Below are 16,504 nucleotides of genomic sequence, written 5' to 3'. Positions count from 1 at the left end.
TCCGAATCAGAGACGGAGCCACGTGGTTTTACGGGCTCCGTTTTCTAATTAAATCAAAATCTCCAGCACTTTATAAACCTTGAGATCCGCAGGGCATCGAGCACTAGTCTACTACAGCGAGCAGCCATAGGAGAAGTGGAATATAAAGCTTTTCTAATGAAATAGCTGTATCCAAGATGGAAATTCTCATGGTATTCTCTTTACTATATTCGCAAATCCGCAATGGATACATCAGTATTAACCGGACTCAAGGCTGAAAGGAGAATGTGGGTGCTTGAAAATCTAGAATTAGAAAATCTGATCCATCAAGCAGATGTTTCAATTCCATTAGTAGTCATGATGTGTGGTGTGGCTGGGTCAGGAAAAACAACATTTGCTCAACGGCTAGAGCAGAGGGGCTTTGTACGTCTCTCCATAGATGAAGAGATATGGTCTACAAATGGTCGATACGGAATTGATTATCCAGTTGAAATGTATGAGCAACTTAAAGTTCAAGCCGAGTTAAAGCTGTATAAGGAACTAGTAAATCTGTTAAAGGAAAAGCGCAATGTGGTCATTGATTTCAGTTTCTGGCAACGTATGAAACGAAATGATTATAAGAAGCTAATTGAAGATGGAGGAGGAGAGTGGAGGCTTATTTATTTGAAAGTTCATCCTAATGATTTGCGTGAACGACTTCGCATTCGGAGCCAGAGATTCGATGCTAATGCTGCATTTACAATAACAGAAGAAATATTGTCTTCTTTCCTCAAGGGTTTTGAAGTACCTACTGGTGAAGGGGAAATTATCATCGAGTAAAATCGACGCTTGAAGGTTCTTTGTGAATATTATTTAAGCATTAGACGAAATCATTTAAAACAGGAAAGGATGGGAAACGATGAAATTAGAGATTTTAAATGTTCCCTCGTATTGGAAAACTGAAATGAAGCAAAAATATTTTCAACTTTATGAGGAAAACAGCAAGTTGGTTGTTCTGTTTCCCGGAAAAAACTTTCCTTGTGATAAACCAATTCTACATTTTGCTGGAACCTCCGCACTTCAAAGTGGTTTTGACTTAATGATATTGGAATACGGCTATCAAGCTGCGAGAACGGATTTGGATGTTAATGAACTGCAAAGAGTAAATAGAAGATAGCCACGAATCGGTTCAACGAATCATTAGCAAGTATAAACAAGTTGTTTTTATTAGTAAGAGCATAGGAACGATCGTTGCTGGAGAAGTTCATGGGAAACTCGAAATTCCAATCCAACATTTATTTTTGACACCAATTAAAGACACCATTTACTATATCAACAAATTCAATGGACTTGTGGTTTATGGAACAAAGGATGAAGTGTTTAGTAAGGAACATGCAAACCAAATCAACATAGACAATGTCAGAGAGGTCATTGAAATTCCTAATGCAAATCATGCTTTAGAGACCAATAATGTTGAGGAAAGTATTGAGATATTAAGTAAGCTTGTAAGGATATATATGGAATTCCTAAATAAGTAAACAGGGCATCCCGTAAGATCTTGGATCTTTTGGGATGCCCTTTAAAATGTACGTTTTGCAAGCTCAGTTGATATTTTGCATTTTTGCAGGCGATGGAGCCGCACCTGACTTTCGTTTGGCTAGATCCATCTTACGCTGGAGCATGCCAAGCACAAGATCCACAACGATTGCCAGCACTGCGGCTGGAATGGCACCTGCAAAGATACGGAGGGAGTTATTGCTGTTCAGTCCAGCGTAGATTTCCCGTCCCAGCCCGCCTCCTCCTACGAGAGGGGCAATTGTTACCACACCGATGGCGATGACGGCCGCAATACGCAGGCCTGACATGATATACGTCAGCGCAAGCGGGAAACGCACGTTCACGAGCATTTGGAAGGGGCTCATTCCGATTCCTTTTCCGGATTCAAGATAGCTGGGATCCACCTGTTTTAACCCAACATACGTATTCCGCGCGATTGGATTCAGGGAATACAGGAAGAGTCCCACCATGACCGTTGTCGTCCCGAGTCCCATCCATAACATGAGCACCACGAGCATGGCCAAGCTCGGTACCACCTGTAGGATATTGGTGATAAACAAAATGATTTTGGCTGCCCATTTGCTCTTAGAGCAGAGGATGCCAAGCGGCACTCCAACGATGAATGCCAGGCCCAGACCGATAACGACCATCGTAATATGCTGGATGAAATACTCCCAGAGCAACCCCTGATTTCGTGATATATACGACAAAAAGTCGGCAAATGTTAAATGTTCACTTTCCATGCTTACCCTCCTTTAGCTTTTCAAGAGGCCCTGCTCTTTCAAATACGCGATTACGACCTCCCGCTCGCTTTTCTTCTCAATGTCCACCTGATAATTAAGCGATATCATCGTATCTGCATCCAGATGACCGATTAAAGGCGCTATCGTATCCTGAATTTCAGGATGCTTCTTCAAAAGGTCCGAACGCAATACCGGACTTGCATCATATGGAGGGAAGAATTGCTGGTCATCCTGAAGCGTCTGCAATTGGTAGGCTTTCAGCCGGGAATCCGTTGAGTAGGCCAGCACGATATCCACCTGCTCATTGGCTACCGCGCTGTATACCAGGCTAATTTCCATAGGGAAGACCTGACCGAATTTGATGTCATACGCTTTAGAGAATGCAGGATATCCGTCCGTGCTTCTCTCCAGCCATGTCGTATCTACCCCAAGCTTCATGGTGCCCATGTCTTTTTTGACATCGGAAATTTTGGTGTACCCGTTGGCTTCGGCAAGATCCTTTCTTACCGTGAACGCGTAGGTGTTCTCAAAACCCAAAGGGTTCATCCAGGTGAACCCGAAGTGTTCCTGGAATCCATCCTGCGCTTCCTTCAAGACTTTATCGCGGTCTTTGGTGCCGCTGATCGGGAAATGGTTGTTGAAAATCTCACCGGTATATAGTGTCGCCATCTGAACGTCGTTTCGTTTCATCGCATTGATGACCAATGAACTTGATGCCAGATCCGGGATAATATCGACCTTCAGATCGGTTTGGTCTTCAATGAGCGCTTTATACATTTCAGCAATAATCTTGGTTTCGGTATAGGTTTGCGTCCCGATTGTAATCTCGCTTTGAATTCCGCATGCGGAGGTAAAAGCAGCAAAAGCTATCATGCAGATGAACAACGGAGTCCATTTAAGTTTTTTCAGATTCATCACGCCTTCCTTGTTCCGTCCGGCTCGCTGTCTACGGTTGATGTGACTCATATCGCAGCGTCCCGGGTCTGAGTCTGGTGGTAGTGTTTGCTTAGCCAGCCCTCAAGCAGCCCAAGCAATCCGTCAGCTACAAGTGCCAAGAGAATAGCGCCAATGCCACCGATGAAGATCATCTCGGGCTTGTTGACACCAAGTCCAGATACAATAAGCTGGCCTAAACCGCCAGCACCAATCAGGGAAGCCAGTGTTGCCCAACTGATGATATACACGGTCGTAATGCGGACACCGGACATGATGTAAGGAAGCGATAAGGGAAGCTGAATCCGCAAAATCGTTTGGGCGGTGCTGTATCCCATCCCCCTGGCCGAATTGAGCACGCCTTTATCCACGGAGTGAAAACCGTCATAGGTATTCCGCAGGATGGGCATAAGGGAGTACAGAAACAGCGCAAGGATGGCCGGTTTCATGCCGATGCCGAGCAGCGGAATCAGAATAGCCAGAAGCGCCAGGCTCGGAACCGTCTGAAACAGGTTCGTAATGAAAAATACGATGCTGTTCATCCAGCCTACCCGGTTGTATACGAGCAGGATACCGATCGGTACGGCAATAACAGTCCCCAAAAGAACGGCAGAGAATGAGAGGACCAGATGCTCCTGCAATGCCCTTAGAATATCTGGATAACGATCCGTAATAAAACTCCAGAATGCGTTCATATCACTCATCCTCTCCGATCAGCACCGGAGGAACCATCGTAGGATAGACTTCGGCCAAATGTTTAACCACACTGCCTCTTGTGATTAATCCGAGGAAACGGTTATTGCTGTCTACGACAGGGAGGTTGCTGAGCTGATGACTGTCCATAATCTCAATAGCCTGTGGAAGCGTGCTTCCCGAAGCCACGGAAAAACGGACCGGATGCATAACGTCTGCCACGGTTTTGCCTTCTTCGCCGTATTGGTCGAGCACGCGGTAGATCGAAACCGCGCCTTGTAGCTGACGGTTACGGTCCACAATCAGCAGCGAGTCGACTCGCTTCATTTCCATCATCTTGATGGCTTCAGCCAATCCCCGGCTCGGGAATGCCGTGACCGGATTCGTAATCATCACTTCATCCACAAGCGGAATTTCATAGGCGCTTTCATTTTCATTTTGCAGACGTTTCGAACCGATAAAGTCACGTACAAATTCGTTTGCGGGATGCCGTAAAATGGTGTCCGGTCTACCTGTTTGGATTACTTCGCCATCTTTCATCAGAACGATGGTATCCGCGATTTTAATAGCTTCATCCATATCATGCGTCACAAAAATAATGGTTTTATTGAGCTCCTGCTGAAGACGGATCAGCTCATCCTGAAGCTGCTCGCGGCTGATGGGATCCAGTGCGGAGAATGGCTCGTCCATCAGGATAATATCGGGTTCAGCTGCCAGCGCGCGCACTACGCCTACACGCTGCTGTTGTCCGCCGCTAAGCTCAGATGGATAGCGCGTACCATATATGGTGTGGTCCAGTCCGACCATGTCCAACAATTCATTTACTTTTTGATCTGTTTTGTCTTTATCCCATTTCTTCAGACGCGGAACCACGCCCGCGTTCTTGGAGATATTCATATGCGGAAATAAACCAACGCTTTGAATGACATAGCCGATATTGCGTCGAAGTTCAACCGGATTCAATCTCGAGATATCCTTACCGTCAATCAGAACTTTGCCCGAGGATGGCGTATTGAGCGCGTTGATCAGCTTCATGGTAGTCGATTTGCCACAGCCGCTCGGTCCGATGAGGACGGTAATTTCCCCTTTTTTGAATTCCAGATTAATGTCTTTCAGCGCGTGAAAGCCATTATCGTAAACCTTGTTCACATGCTCCAGTACTATCATTCAATCGCCCCTTTGCAAGCAGTATCCATATTATGCGGAGCATTTGGCATATCATCCATCGGGGACCCAAAAACTGTTGAGGGGAAAAGCGCGGTGCCAGAGATATGAGAAGGCTTCAGCCTTGTTATGTAGAAATGGAAAATACCTAAGCAAGTTAGCATTAAAAGAAATCAAAATGGAATAGGATTAAGCGCATGATTAAGGGGTGGAGAAAGATCTAAGAGGGAAGCCCTGAGGGTACTAACAATTTAAGTTAAAAATCTTCGTTATGGCATTGACTTACATACCCAAAATTCCACCTTTATATGCAATGTAGCTTTCCAAACTATGCAATCCCTTGTTACATCCATCCGAAGAAGTATTCCAAGCCTGTATGCCCCTGTTCGTATCGGGAAAATATGCGTTCTCATACATGAATCCCTGTTATACCTGCGCGAATCAAGCAGCAAGGTCATTGTGTCACTGCTTCCCTCGGCCCAAATGGATATATGCAAAATACGTAAGCAAGCAACGATTCCCTTTTGAGTAGGACCGTATAACTGCTCATGCAATAATATGTTTAATTCTATTACCCAGTTAGCATTGGATTGAAACATGTATATGGAACGATATTGAATATGTGGTACCTCGGGTCCAGAATCAACCCAAGTCGTCCGCGAGAGCAAAACAAGCTCTGTAAAGACTTGCTCAACCGGAAAATATGGCGACCCAAGTTTTGAGATGTTTGAGTATTGTACTATGATAAACTTGATTCCATGTTTGATTCGAACATGGGTGGGAGAGGGACATATCAATCCAACGATTGGACAATCGGGTGGGTACCATCAAGCTGTTAATGAGATTTTTAAAATGGCAGCAACACATGAGTAGAAAAATAGTCAGATGTATAATCATGGATGGGATTCCTGGAGAGGGATAAAACATGAAGTGGCAAGAAGTTCAGCGATAGATGGAAAGCACCGTTACAAACAGTCAATCACTGTTCACACGGTGCTATTCATGGTCAATCCTTGACCCAACGGGTTCTTTTGTCAGGATAAATATATGTATTTTTTGAGCAGATGTCTCTTCTAAACGCGAATGTCAATACTAATATTCTGTTGTGCTTGAAGGTTAGTATTCATATTCTTGTCAGTATCCTGATTCTGCTTTATCGTATCCCTAACGCTTTCAGGTTGATCAGATACGGACACATCCTCTTGATTATCAACCTCTCCCGTGATGACTTTGTTTTCGTCGTTCTGAATACTCTCTTTAGTGGCTTCGATCTTTTCACTTATTTTACGATCCAATTCAGTAATTTTCTTCTCAATGTTTAGTGCTTCTTCAGTTTTCGATTTATTCACTGTCAATTCCAGATTCTTTCTCATTTCCGATTTGCCTGGGTCGCCAGGTTCGTTCTCACCTCCAAGAAGTTCTCTTCCCTTTCTTACTTCATGCCTAAGAGTGTCGGTTTCCACTTTCAGTGATCTACGCACGCTTGCCATTTTGGTCAATTGGTCATGTAGATTGCTAGCTTGTAAAAACTTTTCCATCGATATGCCGGATACATCTTGCTTACCTGCATCTATTTCGATTCTTTTACTCAAATTCTCCTTTTTAGAAGAAGCACTGTTGTCATTTTTATTCTCCTCAGTCTTCTCCATTCTCTTCTGCATGATTTGAGATTCAAGTAATTGCAAATCCATGGTTAAAAGTTTAATTCTTTCATCTTTTTGTTTAGATTCCAGCTTTTCATCTGATTTAATACTCGCGATTTTTTCATGAATAATTCCTTTTTGATTGATTAGCTGCTCAATCTCCCGGTCAATGGGAGACATAATATTTGTTCTAGATTTTACTGGCTGTGTGGACTGTGGTCTGCTTGATAAGCTTGAAATTTGAGGCATTTAAACACGTCCCTTATAACAAAATGGTGAATATTTCCTTGATGTTATTATCGGTTGTTACCATATGAATCATAACAAGGATTTTAGCCAAAAAAGTTATGACCTATTATTGAACTCCAAGGGGATTTGAGCGAAACTCAAACGATTGACTACCGCCGCTTGGTAGTCAGATGTATAATCATGGAAGGAATTACCTTAAGATTAGATGAGACACCTAAAAATAGTAGTATTAACAATCGATTCGTATAACGAAGCATCTATGCTTCATGCAGTCCGGTATAAATTGTAGCTTCCTACCAAGGAGTCAAAATGAAAAAATATGGGTAGTGCTTAATGTTCATTATCATTGCAACACTAAATGTCACAAATCATGAAATTAATGCATGCAGTTGCGCAGGTGGTAACATGACTGAAATGCTGGAACGATCTAGAGAATATGGAATATCTTAAAGCGGAGAGTGAACTTGGCCTATTGGGCCAGGAAGTTGAGGTCAAAACGAATACTGAGCGAGAGAACGAAAAGGAAAGTAAGGGATAGGATAAATTGAGGCGTTAGTATAGCCATCTTATAAATGGTCTTATGTAACAAAGAAAGGAGACGATTCAATGACTGCAAAGCCACAACTGGTATTAGATTTAGCTGGTGTATTAGTCAGTAACTTCTCATCTACGTTTTGGCTCCAATTATCTAAGGGTAGCGAAATCTCGTTTCAGGACATCCGAGAACAATTTGATGAGATTCGAAAAGATCTATGGACTGGAAAGATCAAAGAAGATGATTTTTGGGAATGGATGAGTCTGCGAATAAAGCAAATTAACAAAGAGCGAGCCAGAACGTTATTAATTCAATCACTGGAACCTCTCCCTGGATTAAATTATTTGGCGGAGTGGAGTGAAATTGCAGATATCCATATCTTAAGTAACCATTGTAAGGAATGGTTGGAATCGATTTTAGAAAGAGTAGAACCCCATACAAAGAGCATAACGATTTCAAATCAAGTAGGTTTAAGAAAACCAGATATACAGATATATCAACATGTCGGCAAACAATTTGAAGCAGGCCAAACGGTTGTTTATATTGATGATCAGGAAAAGAACCTGAAACCGGTTATCGAACTTGGATGGAATACCCTGTTAGCAGATAAAGAGCATAAATGGATAGAAAAAGTTGAACCCATGATAGGAATGAGGAGGAGAACACTTGATTAGAAAAGAGATTCAATTAATTCTAGATAGCTTACCGGAAGAAGAATTGCAAAAAAATTATTGGTCTATTCAATTTATTCAAAAGGAATATTTATATAAAGAAAATTTAATTGAAAAAGGCGTAATCATCTCAAATCTTTTTGATGGAGCAACAGAAATTATTAATAAATGGGACGAGACGTTTGCACTAAACATTAGTGACGATATAAAAGAAAGTATTTATTACGATCAATATAAGTGGCATATTTTCAGTTATGAAATACAAGATTGTTTGAAACAACATGAAGCAAGAAATGCTTTTAATGCTGAAATTAAAGATGAAGTATATGTTATGTACCAAAACTCTCCCCGTGTACTTCTATACAGTAATGCAAATGCATTAGTCGCAGAGGATTTAGATTCTCAACAAGATATCTATGTATTTAATAAAAATTTTACTTGGACGTATGTCAATACACATGAAGACATGTGTGGGCCCTATTTTTATAAAGTGAAATAATTTCGTCGTGATATATGAACCGTGCGAATATAGATTTGGGAGGGATTCAGGAAGTGGGTAGAAAATCATTTATCATGATTTCTGTCATCTTATGCTTACTACTTAGCGTAGGTTGCAGTAATAACCATGAAGTTACTTCTGACGACATTGGCAAAATAAGTATAGAACTACAAGAACAAAAAGAAGAATCAAATGGAACCATGTTCACACTAAAGCTGCATAACAAATCTAGTCATATTATAGTACAAAATAATGTATATTTAAGTTTTCCCATAAAACTTGAAAACGGTGTTAAAGGGAATGATTTTAAGATAGAAACTAGAAATAATAAACTCAATATTGGTCCGGGAGAAGAATTACTTCTTACCGTATTTGCTCCGAAGGAAATGTATGAAGGGAACCATAATATTGACTTAGAAGATCCCCATATCGAGATTAAAGGTTTCTTTAATGAAGTAACCGAAAAAAATCAATTCAGTATGATTGGAGGGCATCGTACTATGGTTGGTTCTAATGAGGAGTGATTGCGAAGTATTCTGCATCCTAACAATAAAGTGAGGGCTCGTAGATACAAGAAAGTCATATGCAATCATGGAAAGAGTTTCGAGGAGGAGCAATGAGTACAGATCTTAGACAAACAATTCAGAGTACCGACGTCTTGAATATAAGAACGTTATGTATGATAAAATTATAAGAAGAAATTGAACGAAGTTGTAGGAGGTAGAACGAATGAAGTGGCAAGAAGTAAGAGAAATGTTCCCTGACCAATTTGTTCTGGTTTCCATACTTAATTATCATGAGGAAGGTAACAAAAAAATAGTAGATGAAGTTGCACCCATTCGCACAATATCAGAAGAAGATGCTAATAAAGAGTTTTTTCAAGCGAAGCCTGGGAATTTAGTTTACCATACTTCAAATAAAGACTTTGTGATTCATCTTCGTCGGGATCCATTAATGAGAGTGAGTCGTAATTACAATGAAAATTAACTATGATGGACAGTTAATTACGACGTCACTTACCGTTACGTTCAGAGGAAGTGTGTTGAAAATAGATGATGTAATTATAGATACAGGATCACATACTATAATTAGTCCTGATATTTTAGAGGAAATCGGTGTGACCTATGAAACAGGTGACTCCATATATGAAGCATGCGGGATTGGTGGAAGCATTCCGTTCTACACAAAAATTATGGATAGGATTGAAATAGGTGCAAGAAGCATTGAAAATATAGAAATAGATGTAGGAATATTGCCTAAAGATCATAAAGGGCTACTCGGACTGGATATTTTGAAACAACAAAATTTTATTATTGACTTGAAAACATTAGAATTGCGTATTTGAACAATGGATTGAAAAGAATTAATAAGCGAAATCCAACCGTCGCTGAAATCATATAACAATGCATCTAGGCTGCTGGTACTCGCTCCCTTGGTTGTTCAGGTGCACAAGCAGAAGAGTATTCTGACAAACACGACCCGACCTAAGATATGAGCTATCTAAGGTCGGGTCGCGCCATAGATGCAGGGCGTTATAGGAAATCAACGAAATTATAAAGCTCAATAATAAAATAAGTTCTACATTATAGAGAAGAGACGATTAAGATAAGGAATAATAAATTATAGTCATTTTTAATTTAGTCTTAATATGCCTATAACATAGTAAAGAATATTTTGGAGAAATACCTGCGAAAGGAAAATAAATCACATAAATGGAGTTGTATCTCATGTTGATACTAGAACGAGCAATGAAAAATGATGCCCCAAAACTTACTGAAATACAAAAGGCCAGCTTTAATGATGAATCGAAACATTTTAATAATAATGAAATCTGTGGCCCACTAGGATATAATTCCGTAAGTTGGCAAGAAGAGATGATGCAAAATTGTGAATACTTTAAAGTGCTCTATAATGGAGAGATAATTGGGGGCGCTTTGATATTTATAGAAAGCAATCAAGTACATAATCTAGGACGGATTTTTATTGATCAAAACTATCAGAATCAAGGAATCGGTAAAAAAGTAATGAAAGAAATTGAAGGAAGTTTTCCGGATAGCACAAAATGGTGGCTTGATACGCCTAGCTGGAGTGTCAAAAATCATCACTTCTATATAAAGTGCGGATTCACTAAAGTCAGAGAAGAAGGTGACCTATACATTTTTGAGAAGACCTTCTAGTTGATTTTCTCGGGAATATACCAGATGAAGTTCCATCTGGTGGAGACATCATCTTCTATATGTTTTTTTTGTTATTCTATTATTAAGGTAGTGAGCATGATACTAAGTGAATTTTAGGGAACTGTGAGGAATTGAAGATGACGAAGAAGCTGTATTACGATTCCGCTTATATCCGGGAGTGGGAGACACGAATCACACGGAAACTGGAACGGGAGGACGGAACCTACCTGATCATGGAGGAGACGGCCTTTTATCCGCACGGTGGAGGGCAGCCTTGTGACCTGGGGTGGATCGATAAAATTCCTGTTCTTGATGTTGTTCAGGAGGAAGGGGAAATTCTTCATAAAGTCGAGCGTTTGCCTGAGAAGGAAGAGGTTAGCTGCCGTTTGGATTGGGATAGAAGATTCGATCATATGCAGCATCATAGCGGCCAGCATCTCCTGTCTGCCATGTGTCTGGAAGTATGCCAGGCGGAAACACTCAGTTTCCATTTGGGTCAAGATTACGCTACGATTGATATCGCTCAATCTGACCTGTCTCAGGACCAACTGATGATGCTGGAACTGGAAGTTAACGATCAGCTTTACCTTAATCGAAAAGTAACGAATTATTTTGTGAGCCGGGAGCAGGCTGCTGCCTTGCCGCTGGTGAAGCAGCCGAAGGTAACCGACGATATCCGGATCGTAGAAATCGAAGGTATCGAATATAACGCTTGTGGGGGTACACATGTCTCCGCAACGGGTGAGATCGGAATGATCAAACTGCTCAGAGCCGAGAAACAGAAAGGGCATTTGCGTATCTATTTTAAATGCGGTTATCGTGCATTGAATGAATTCAATGCGGGAATGGAGATTTTAAGCAGCCTATCAACCAGGTTCAATACCTCAAAGGAAGAGATTCTGGACCGGATTGCAAAATGGGATCATGAACAGAAGTTGCTCCAGGCTGAATTGAACGCCGTGAAGGCTGAGAATGATGTTTACCTGGCAGGAAAGCTATTGGCAGACCGTCAGGGCAGCCTGATCCAACACGTTTTTGCGGACAAGCCGCTGAAGGACATGCAGAACCTGGCGGTAAAGCTCACCGAAGAAGCTGACGTTATCGTGCTCTTTGTGTCCAGCGCAGACCATAAAGTTGTCCTGGCTCAAGGAGGGAAGAGCGGTCTCGCCTGTGGTGCATTCTTTAAGCAGTATCTGGCTGATTATCGCGGTAAAGGCGGAGGCAGCGACAAGCTGGCACAGGCTGGTTTTGCCAACGGGGAGGATGCCATGGCGTTTTACCATTTTGCGGCGCAGTCATTAAGTTAGCTTGAAGAGGTGTAATGGTCTATAACTTAAAAGCATTTAAGCGGGTTTAGCAGCTTGTTTTTATACCAAAGAGTGTGAAACAAACACTCTCGGAATCACGCCTCAGCCTAAGATAAGTAACTATCTAAGCTGGGGCGTTTCATTAATACACAGACCGGTAAGTGGAAAGTGCAATTATGAGTTCCAGTTCAAGGAGTGGAATATGAAAAAGACAATCGTTTTATTACTGGGTATTATCGTTATTTCAAATGGTATCTGGAGTTATATTTATTTTAGTAGTGTTGATAAGTCATCTAATATTGAGGTTCAAGTACACACTCTGAATGGAAAAGGAGAGATGTGGGACATTACTGATTACAAAATAATCATTTCTGCTAATAGTATTCTACGAGGGCATGGGAATTTAACATACAAAGGTGATCCGACAGATATTGAGAATAGCACCTATTATAAACTTGAATTCAAAGAAATTAATCCATTTGGAGAATATGAAACGGTATATGCGAATGAAGCGAGTTCTAAAGGTGGGCCAGTATCTATTTTAACCAATCTTAATGATACAGGTTCTATCAAAAGTGAGTACTCTTACGATGAATTAAAGAAGGATAGACAAAACTACCAAAGTACTACTTTAACCATTACATGGAATGATAATGAAGGAGAACTTCACTCTGAAGCAATAAATCTCTCAATAGATAATGATATGACCATATAGATTTGTAAGAAATCTTGAGAGATAATGACTAGTTGATACTCTATTAGACAATAACAACAGGTAACATGGTGTTTAAGCATTTGGATTCCTCCAGAGTTGAATGATTTGAAGTATTAAATGATGAGGTGTAGGTATTTCTAAGAAATCATGCTGCGTTTCGCCCAATAGGGTCCACAGAAGGAGATCAAACATGAAGGACATCATAAACATAAAAAGACTAATCGTTGATGATGATCTATTAATTTATTTAGTTAAGAATCTAAAGAGTTAATGTGAGGTGCAGAAATATGAAAACCTTTACAGTCGCAACCGTACAATATAATTGCAGTGAGCCTGATCAAAAACTAAACACGGAAATTGGATTAAGATTCATAAGAAAAGCCAAAGACCTTGGAGCAGATATTGTATTATTTCCTGAATGTTGGATAACTGCATATGCTTTTCCCGACATTGTTGAAACCAAGCTTCCCGCAGAAGAGATAGAGAATCATCCTGATTTCAAAGCTTGGTATGAGGCGGCAATAGACGAAAATAATACAGCCTTAAAATCTTTTCAAGCAATTGCGGAAGAATTATCTATTGGCATTGTCATCACGGGTTTTACAAAAGGGGTAAAGCGTCCTCAAAATTCAGCATTTGTAATTGATCGGAACGGTGAAATTTTATTAAAGTACAGCAAAGTCCATACATGCGATTTTGATACTGAACGTATGCTTGAGCCTGGTACTGAATTTAAAGTATGTGATTTCGACGGTGTGAAGATTGGGGTCATGATTTGTTATGACAGAGAATACCCAGAAAGCGCAAGAGTATTGATGTTAAAAGGGGCAGAAATCATTCTGGTTCCCAATGATTGCGGGACCATGAAGCCTAGATTACAGGCACTATCTACAAGAGCATATGAAAATATGGTTGGCATTGCGATGGCCAATCCTCCTGGTGAACATGCGGGCTGTTCTTGTGCTTATAGCCCGATTATGTGGGATTCTGATGGGAAATCGGTCGATAACACCATTATGCTGGCAGATCATATGTCAGAGGGTATATTTATTGCTGAATTTAATCTGGATGAAATTCGTAAGTATCGTAATAAAGAAATGATGGGCAATACGTTTAGGAAAGTGAAAGCTTATAAAGATTTACTAACTGAAAAAGTAGAAGAGCCTTTTATACGGGAATAAACGGAATCTGACGAAATTCAATATGTACTAACTTCAGCACCGAAAGCCGTAGGATTTTATGAGAGGATCGGATTCGAAAAGGCAGATAAAGCTTTTGTAATAAGAAGAAAGAAAAATTGAAATTATTAATCAGATATTTGGGTAAGGCTTGGGGGAAATAAAAGTGATAACAGAACTTAATAAATCAGAGTTTTATAAGATAAGACACATTACGGATAAGTGTAAGAATATCGAGGTTAGGGCTGTGGTTAGCGGCAATAACCCGGGCGGGGTCTATGTAGATCATCCAACAGAACCCACAGCAGCATTAATTTGGATTGAAGGACAAAAGGGTTTTCAGATTGTTGGAGATGCTCAGAGTACAACATTTATAACAGAACTAGCAGAATACATGAGAAATCATATAGAACCCAAGCTACAGGAGCAAGATATAAATTGGGTCGAGATTGGTCTGGATCCTGATCCTTGGGATAAAACGATACAAAACATTTTTCAGGAGCGCCGCATTTCGAGTGATACTCAACATGTGTTCACATTAAGAGGGAAGCCACCACACATTGAATTTCAAGATAGCGTTGTAAATATTCAACGGATAACTCGTGAGTTATTGAAGTCAAGACGATTGGATAACCATTCGTTTTTAGAAAAGAAGATATTACGATTTTGGGATTCTATAGACTCTTTCTTAGAGCAAGGATTCGGATATTTTGTTGAGGATAATCACAATGTGGTGAGTTTATGTTTTTCAGCATTTGTTGTAGATAAAACGCATGCAATTGATATCGAAACGCTTGAAGAGCATAAAAGAAGAAATTATGGTGCTGCAGTAGCTCAGGCATTTGTACAGGAATGTCTTCAAAAAGGAATTCGTCCATACTGGGACTGTACTCCGGAGAATACAGGGTCTATTCGACTTGCAGAGAAAGTAGGAATGACCCCTGATTTTGACTACCAAATATCATGGTATGGTTTATCTTAGGGCACTGGTATAAGGTCCAGTAGATGAGGGAGACGAAATATTCTAAATCGAAATGAAGGAGTCATTGAATGAAGCTCATTTCTCAAACCTCAATAAATAATGGTGTAAGCATTCACTACCTTGATTCTCATCCTGATTCAGACTTTTCGTTAACTCCACTTCTTATATGTCCTGGTCTCTCCGAAACAGCAGAAGAGTATCAAGATTTACTTGAATACCTAATACCCAGAAGATGTATTGGAGGCCAAAGTGGCACCCCGCTGACTGGTTATGATTTGAAAGACCATGTTGCAGATATCGAATCCGTAGTGAAAAGCACCGGGATAAACCATTTTCATTTATACGCCTTCTCAAGAGGTGTGTCTTACGCTTTGGAATATACCAGATTACATCCTGACCAAATTGGCAAATTGATTATCTTGGACTATCCGTCTGAACATAAAGCGATGCCCATGGATTGGCCTAAAGCCTATATTGAAAATTATTTAGTACCCTTTAATCGTTTGTCTCATATTCGCCCGGAAGCGGTTAGGGGAATTCAACGTGAATCGGTACAAAGATCAATAAAGTTTAGTTCAGAAAAGCCCATACTTGTTATGAGAGGGCTACTAGAAGGCTCTATAATATCTAGTGAGGAATTGGAAGAATATAAAGAACAATTTTCTAACCTGCAAATAGCTGAATTAAAGAATAGCGGACATGACTTTCGAAGCACAGAAAGATCAAAGCTATATAAAATCATAAAAGAATTTGTAGAATAATCGGGGAAAGAACTCCCTTATAATCACACTCATCGCTGTCATTAGGCTGCTCGGTCTACCGGAGACATTTCGAAGGATCTGAGCGAGTGGATCCTTAGAACAAGATGAAAACTGAATGTGCCGAGAAACCAAACCACTTCCTAAAGTGTTTAAACCTAAGGAGACAATTACATGGATGAGCAATGGCGAATAGCTGAGTATGATCCAGAGTGGCGAAACTTGTTCTTGGAGGTAGCATGGAACATACGAGAAGTTTTAGGGGACATAGCAGATCGAATTGACCACGTTGGATCTACGTCGATTGTTGGACTAGATGCCAAACCAATTATTGATATTCAAATCTCAATTAGTAATTTTGAAGATGTGAATCAATATAAGAATAAATTAGAGTCTATAGCGTTTGTATTTCGTAAAGAAAATCCTGATAAGACTAAAAGGTATTTTCGAGAAATTCCGGGACATCGGAGAACACATATTCATGTAAGACAAACGGGGAGTTACTCAGAACAATTGACATTATTATTTAGAGATTATTTGAGAGAACATAAAGAGGATTGCTTAAGATATTCGGCAGAGAAGCACCGGTTAATGGGATTGTACCATCATGAAAGACATAAATATGTTGAAGGCAAAGGCCCGATTGTATGGGAGTTAATACAAAAGGCACATGTTTGGTCACAAGAAATAGGTTGGAAACCAGATAAACCGGATCTGTAGGCGAATCAATGAAACTTCAAAA

19 protein-coding genes are annotated in these 16,504 nt (G+C 40.3%); 14 read left to right on the top strand and 5 right to left on the bottom strand.

Annotated features, from left to right (window positions below; all coding sequences use genetic code 11):
• Nucleotides 1-264: 264 nt before the first annotated feature.
• On the top strand, nucleotides 265-798 hold the full coding sequence (locus ACPV3A_RS02300) for an AAA family ATPase (RefSeq protein ID WP_426198020.1): 534 nt from the start codon (nucleotides 265-267) through the stop codon (nucleotides 796-798).
• A 79-nt stretch (nucleotides 799-877) separates the two neighbouring features.
• Entirely contained in the window at nucleotides 878-1,135 is a 258-nt protein-coding gene (locus tag ACPV3A_RS02295; RefSeq protein ID WP_426198019.1) for a hypothetical protein, read from the top strand.
• A gap of 424 nt (nucleotides 1,136-1,559) precedes the next feature.
• Here the strand turns inward: ACPV3A_RS02295 and ACPV3A_RS02290 are convergent, their stop codons facing one another.
• From ACPV3A_RS02290 to ACPV3A_RS02270, 5 genes are all read right to left on the bottom strand, one after another.
• On the bottom strand, nucleotides 1,560-2,258 hold the full coding sequence (locus ACPV3A_RS02290) for an ABC transporter permease (protein ID WP_426198018.1): 699 nt from the start codon (nucleotides 2,256-2,258) through the stop codon (nucleotides 1,560-1,562).
• 12 nt (nucleotides 2,259-2,270) lie between these two features.
• Nucleotides 2,271-3,224 (bottom strand): glycine betaine ABC transporter substrate-binding protein, encoded by a 954-nt coding sequence (locus ACPV3A_RS02285; RefSeq protein ID WP_426198017.1) that lies wholly within the window; start codon nucleotides 3,222-3,224, stop codon nucleotides 2,271-2,273.
• Nucleotides 3,221-3,886 carry an ABC transporter permease gene (locus ACPV3A_RS02280; RefSeq protein WP_194543842.1) on the bottom strand — a complete coding sequence of 222 codons (666 nt, stop codon included), beginning with the start codon at nucleotides 3,884-3,886 and terminating at the stop codon, nucleotides 3,221-3,223. The genes ACPV3A_RS02285 and ACPV3A_RS02280 overlap by 4 nt, the downstream gene beginning before the upstream one ends.
• Nucleotide 3,887: 1 nt before the next feature.
• On the bottom strand, nucleotides 3,888-5,051 hold the full coding sequence (locus ACPV3A_RS02275; protein WP_339218762.1) for a betaine/proline/choline family ABC transporter ATP-binding protein: 1,164 nt from the start codon (nucleotides 5,049-5,051) through the stop codon (nucleotides 3,888-3,890).
• A gap of 1,070 nt (nucleotides 5,052-6,121) precedes the next feature.
• On the bottom strand, nucleotides 6,122-6,940 hold the full coding sequence (locus ACPV3A_RS02270; RefSeq protein WP_220684372.1) for a hypothetical protein: 819 nt from the start codon (nucleotides 6,938-6,940) through the stop codon (nucleotides 6,122-6,124).
• Nucleotides 6,941-7,546: 606 nt separating this feature from the next.
• Between ACPV3A_RS02270 and ACPV3A_RS02265 the strand changes: the two genes are divergently transcribed.
• The 12 genes from ACPV3A_RS02265 to ACPV3A_RS02210 all read left to right on the top strand — a co-directional run bounded on the left by ACPV3A_RS02265 (nucleotide 7,547) and on the right by ACPV3A_RS02210 (nucleotide 16,482).
• Nucleotides 7,547-8,149: an HAD-IA family hydrolase gene (locus ACPV3A_RS02265; protein WP_426198016.1), complete on the top strand. Its 603-nt coding sequence runs from the start codon at nucleotides 7,547-7,549 to the stop codon at nucleotides 8,147-8,149.
• Nucleotides 8,142-8,645 (top strand): DUF4275 family protein, encoded by a 504-nt coding sequence (locus ACPV3A_RS02260; RefSeq protein WP_426198015.1) that lies wholly within the window; start codon nucleotides 8,142-8,144, stop codon nucleotides 8,643-8,645. Before ACPV3A_RS02265 ends, ACPV3A_RS02260 begins: the two co-directional genes overlap by 8 nt.
• A gap of 53 nt (nucleotides 8,646-8,698) precedes the next feature.
• Nucleotides 8,699-9,169, top strand: coding sequence for a hypothetical protein (locus ACPV3A_RS02255; RefSeq protein ID WP_220684375.1), 471 nt, complete (start codon nucleotides 8,699-8,701; stop codon nucleotides 9,167-9,169).
• Between the two features lie 205 nt (nucleotides 9,170-9,374).
• Nucleotides 9,375-9,632, top strand: coding sequence for a hypothetical protein (locus ACPV3A_RS02250; RefSeq protein ID WP_220684376.1), 258 nt, complete (start codon nucleotides 9,375-9,377; stop codon nucleotides 9,630-9,632).
• Entirely contained in the window at nucleotides 9,622-9,990 is a 369-nt protein-coding gene (locus ACPV3A_RS02245; protein WP_426198014.1) for an aspartyl protease family protein, read from the top strand. The genes ACPV3A_RS02250 and ACPV3A_RS02245 overlap by 11 nt, the downstream gene beginning before the upstream one ends.
• Before the next feature lie 382 nt (nucleotides 9,991-10,372).
• Nucleotides 10,373-10,822 (top strand): GNAT family N-acetyltransferase, encoded by a 450-nt coding sequence (locus ACPV3A_RS02240; protein WP_426198013.1) that lies wholly within the window; start codon nucleotides 10,373-10,375, stop codon nucleotides 10,820-10,822.
• A 137-nt stretch (nucleotides 10,823-10,959) separates the two neighbouring features.
• On the top strand, nucleotides 10,960-12,129 hold the full coding sequence (locus tag ACPV3A_RS02235; RefSeq protein WP_426198012.1) for an alanyl-tRNA editing protein: 1,170 nt from the start codon (nucleotides 10,960-10,962) through the stop codon (nucleotides 12,127-12,129).
• Nucleotides 12,130-12,331: 202 nt separating this feature from the next.
• Nucleotides 12,332-12,844, top strand: a complete 513-nt coding sequence (locus ACPV3A_RS02230) for a hypothetical protein (RefSeq protein WP_426198011.1) — start codon at nucleotides 12,332-12,334, stop codon at nucleotides 12,842-12,844.
• A gap of 287 nt (nucleotides 12,845-13,131) precedes the next feature.
• Nucleotides 13,132-14,025: a carbon-nitrogen hydrolase family protein gene (locus ACPV3A_RS02225; protein ID WP_426198010.1), complete on the top strand. Its 894-nt coding sequence runs from the start codon at nucleotides 13,132-13,134 to the stop codon at nucleotides 14,023-14,025.
• A 163-nt stretch (nucleotides 14,026-14,188) separates the two neighbouring features.
• Nucleotides 14,189-15,004, top strand: a complete 816-nt coding sequence (locus ACPV3A_RS02220) for a GNAT family N-acetyltransferase (RefSeq protein WP_426198009.1) — start codon at nucleotides 14,189-14,191, stop codon at nucleotides 15,002-15,004.
• Nucleotides 15,005-15,072: 68 nt separating this feature from the next.
• Nucleotides 15,073-15,765: an alpha/beta fold hydrolase gene (locus ACPV3A_RS02215; protein ID WP_426198008.1), complete on the top strand. Its 693-nt coding sequence runs from the start codon at nucleotides 15,073-15,075 to the stop codon at nucleotides 15,763-15,765.
• Nucleotides 15,766-15,936: 171 nt separating this feature from the next.
• Entirely contained in the window at nucleotides 15,937-16,482 is a 546-nt protein-coding gene (locus ACPV3A_RS02210) for a GrpB family protein (protein ID WP_426198007.1), read from the top strand.
• Nucleotides 16,483-16,504 lie beyond the last annotated feature (22 nt).

The sequence above is a fragment of the Paenibacillus sp. Dod16 genome, from assembly GCF_049893405.1.
GTDB lineage: Bacteria > Bacillota > Bacilli > Paenibacillales > Paenibacillaceae > Paenibacillus_AQ.
The sequence above is the reverse complement of the archived record's forward strand: the minus strand, read 5'-3'. Positions and strand labels throughout refer to the sequence as shown.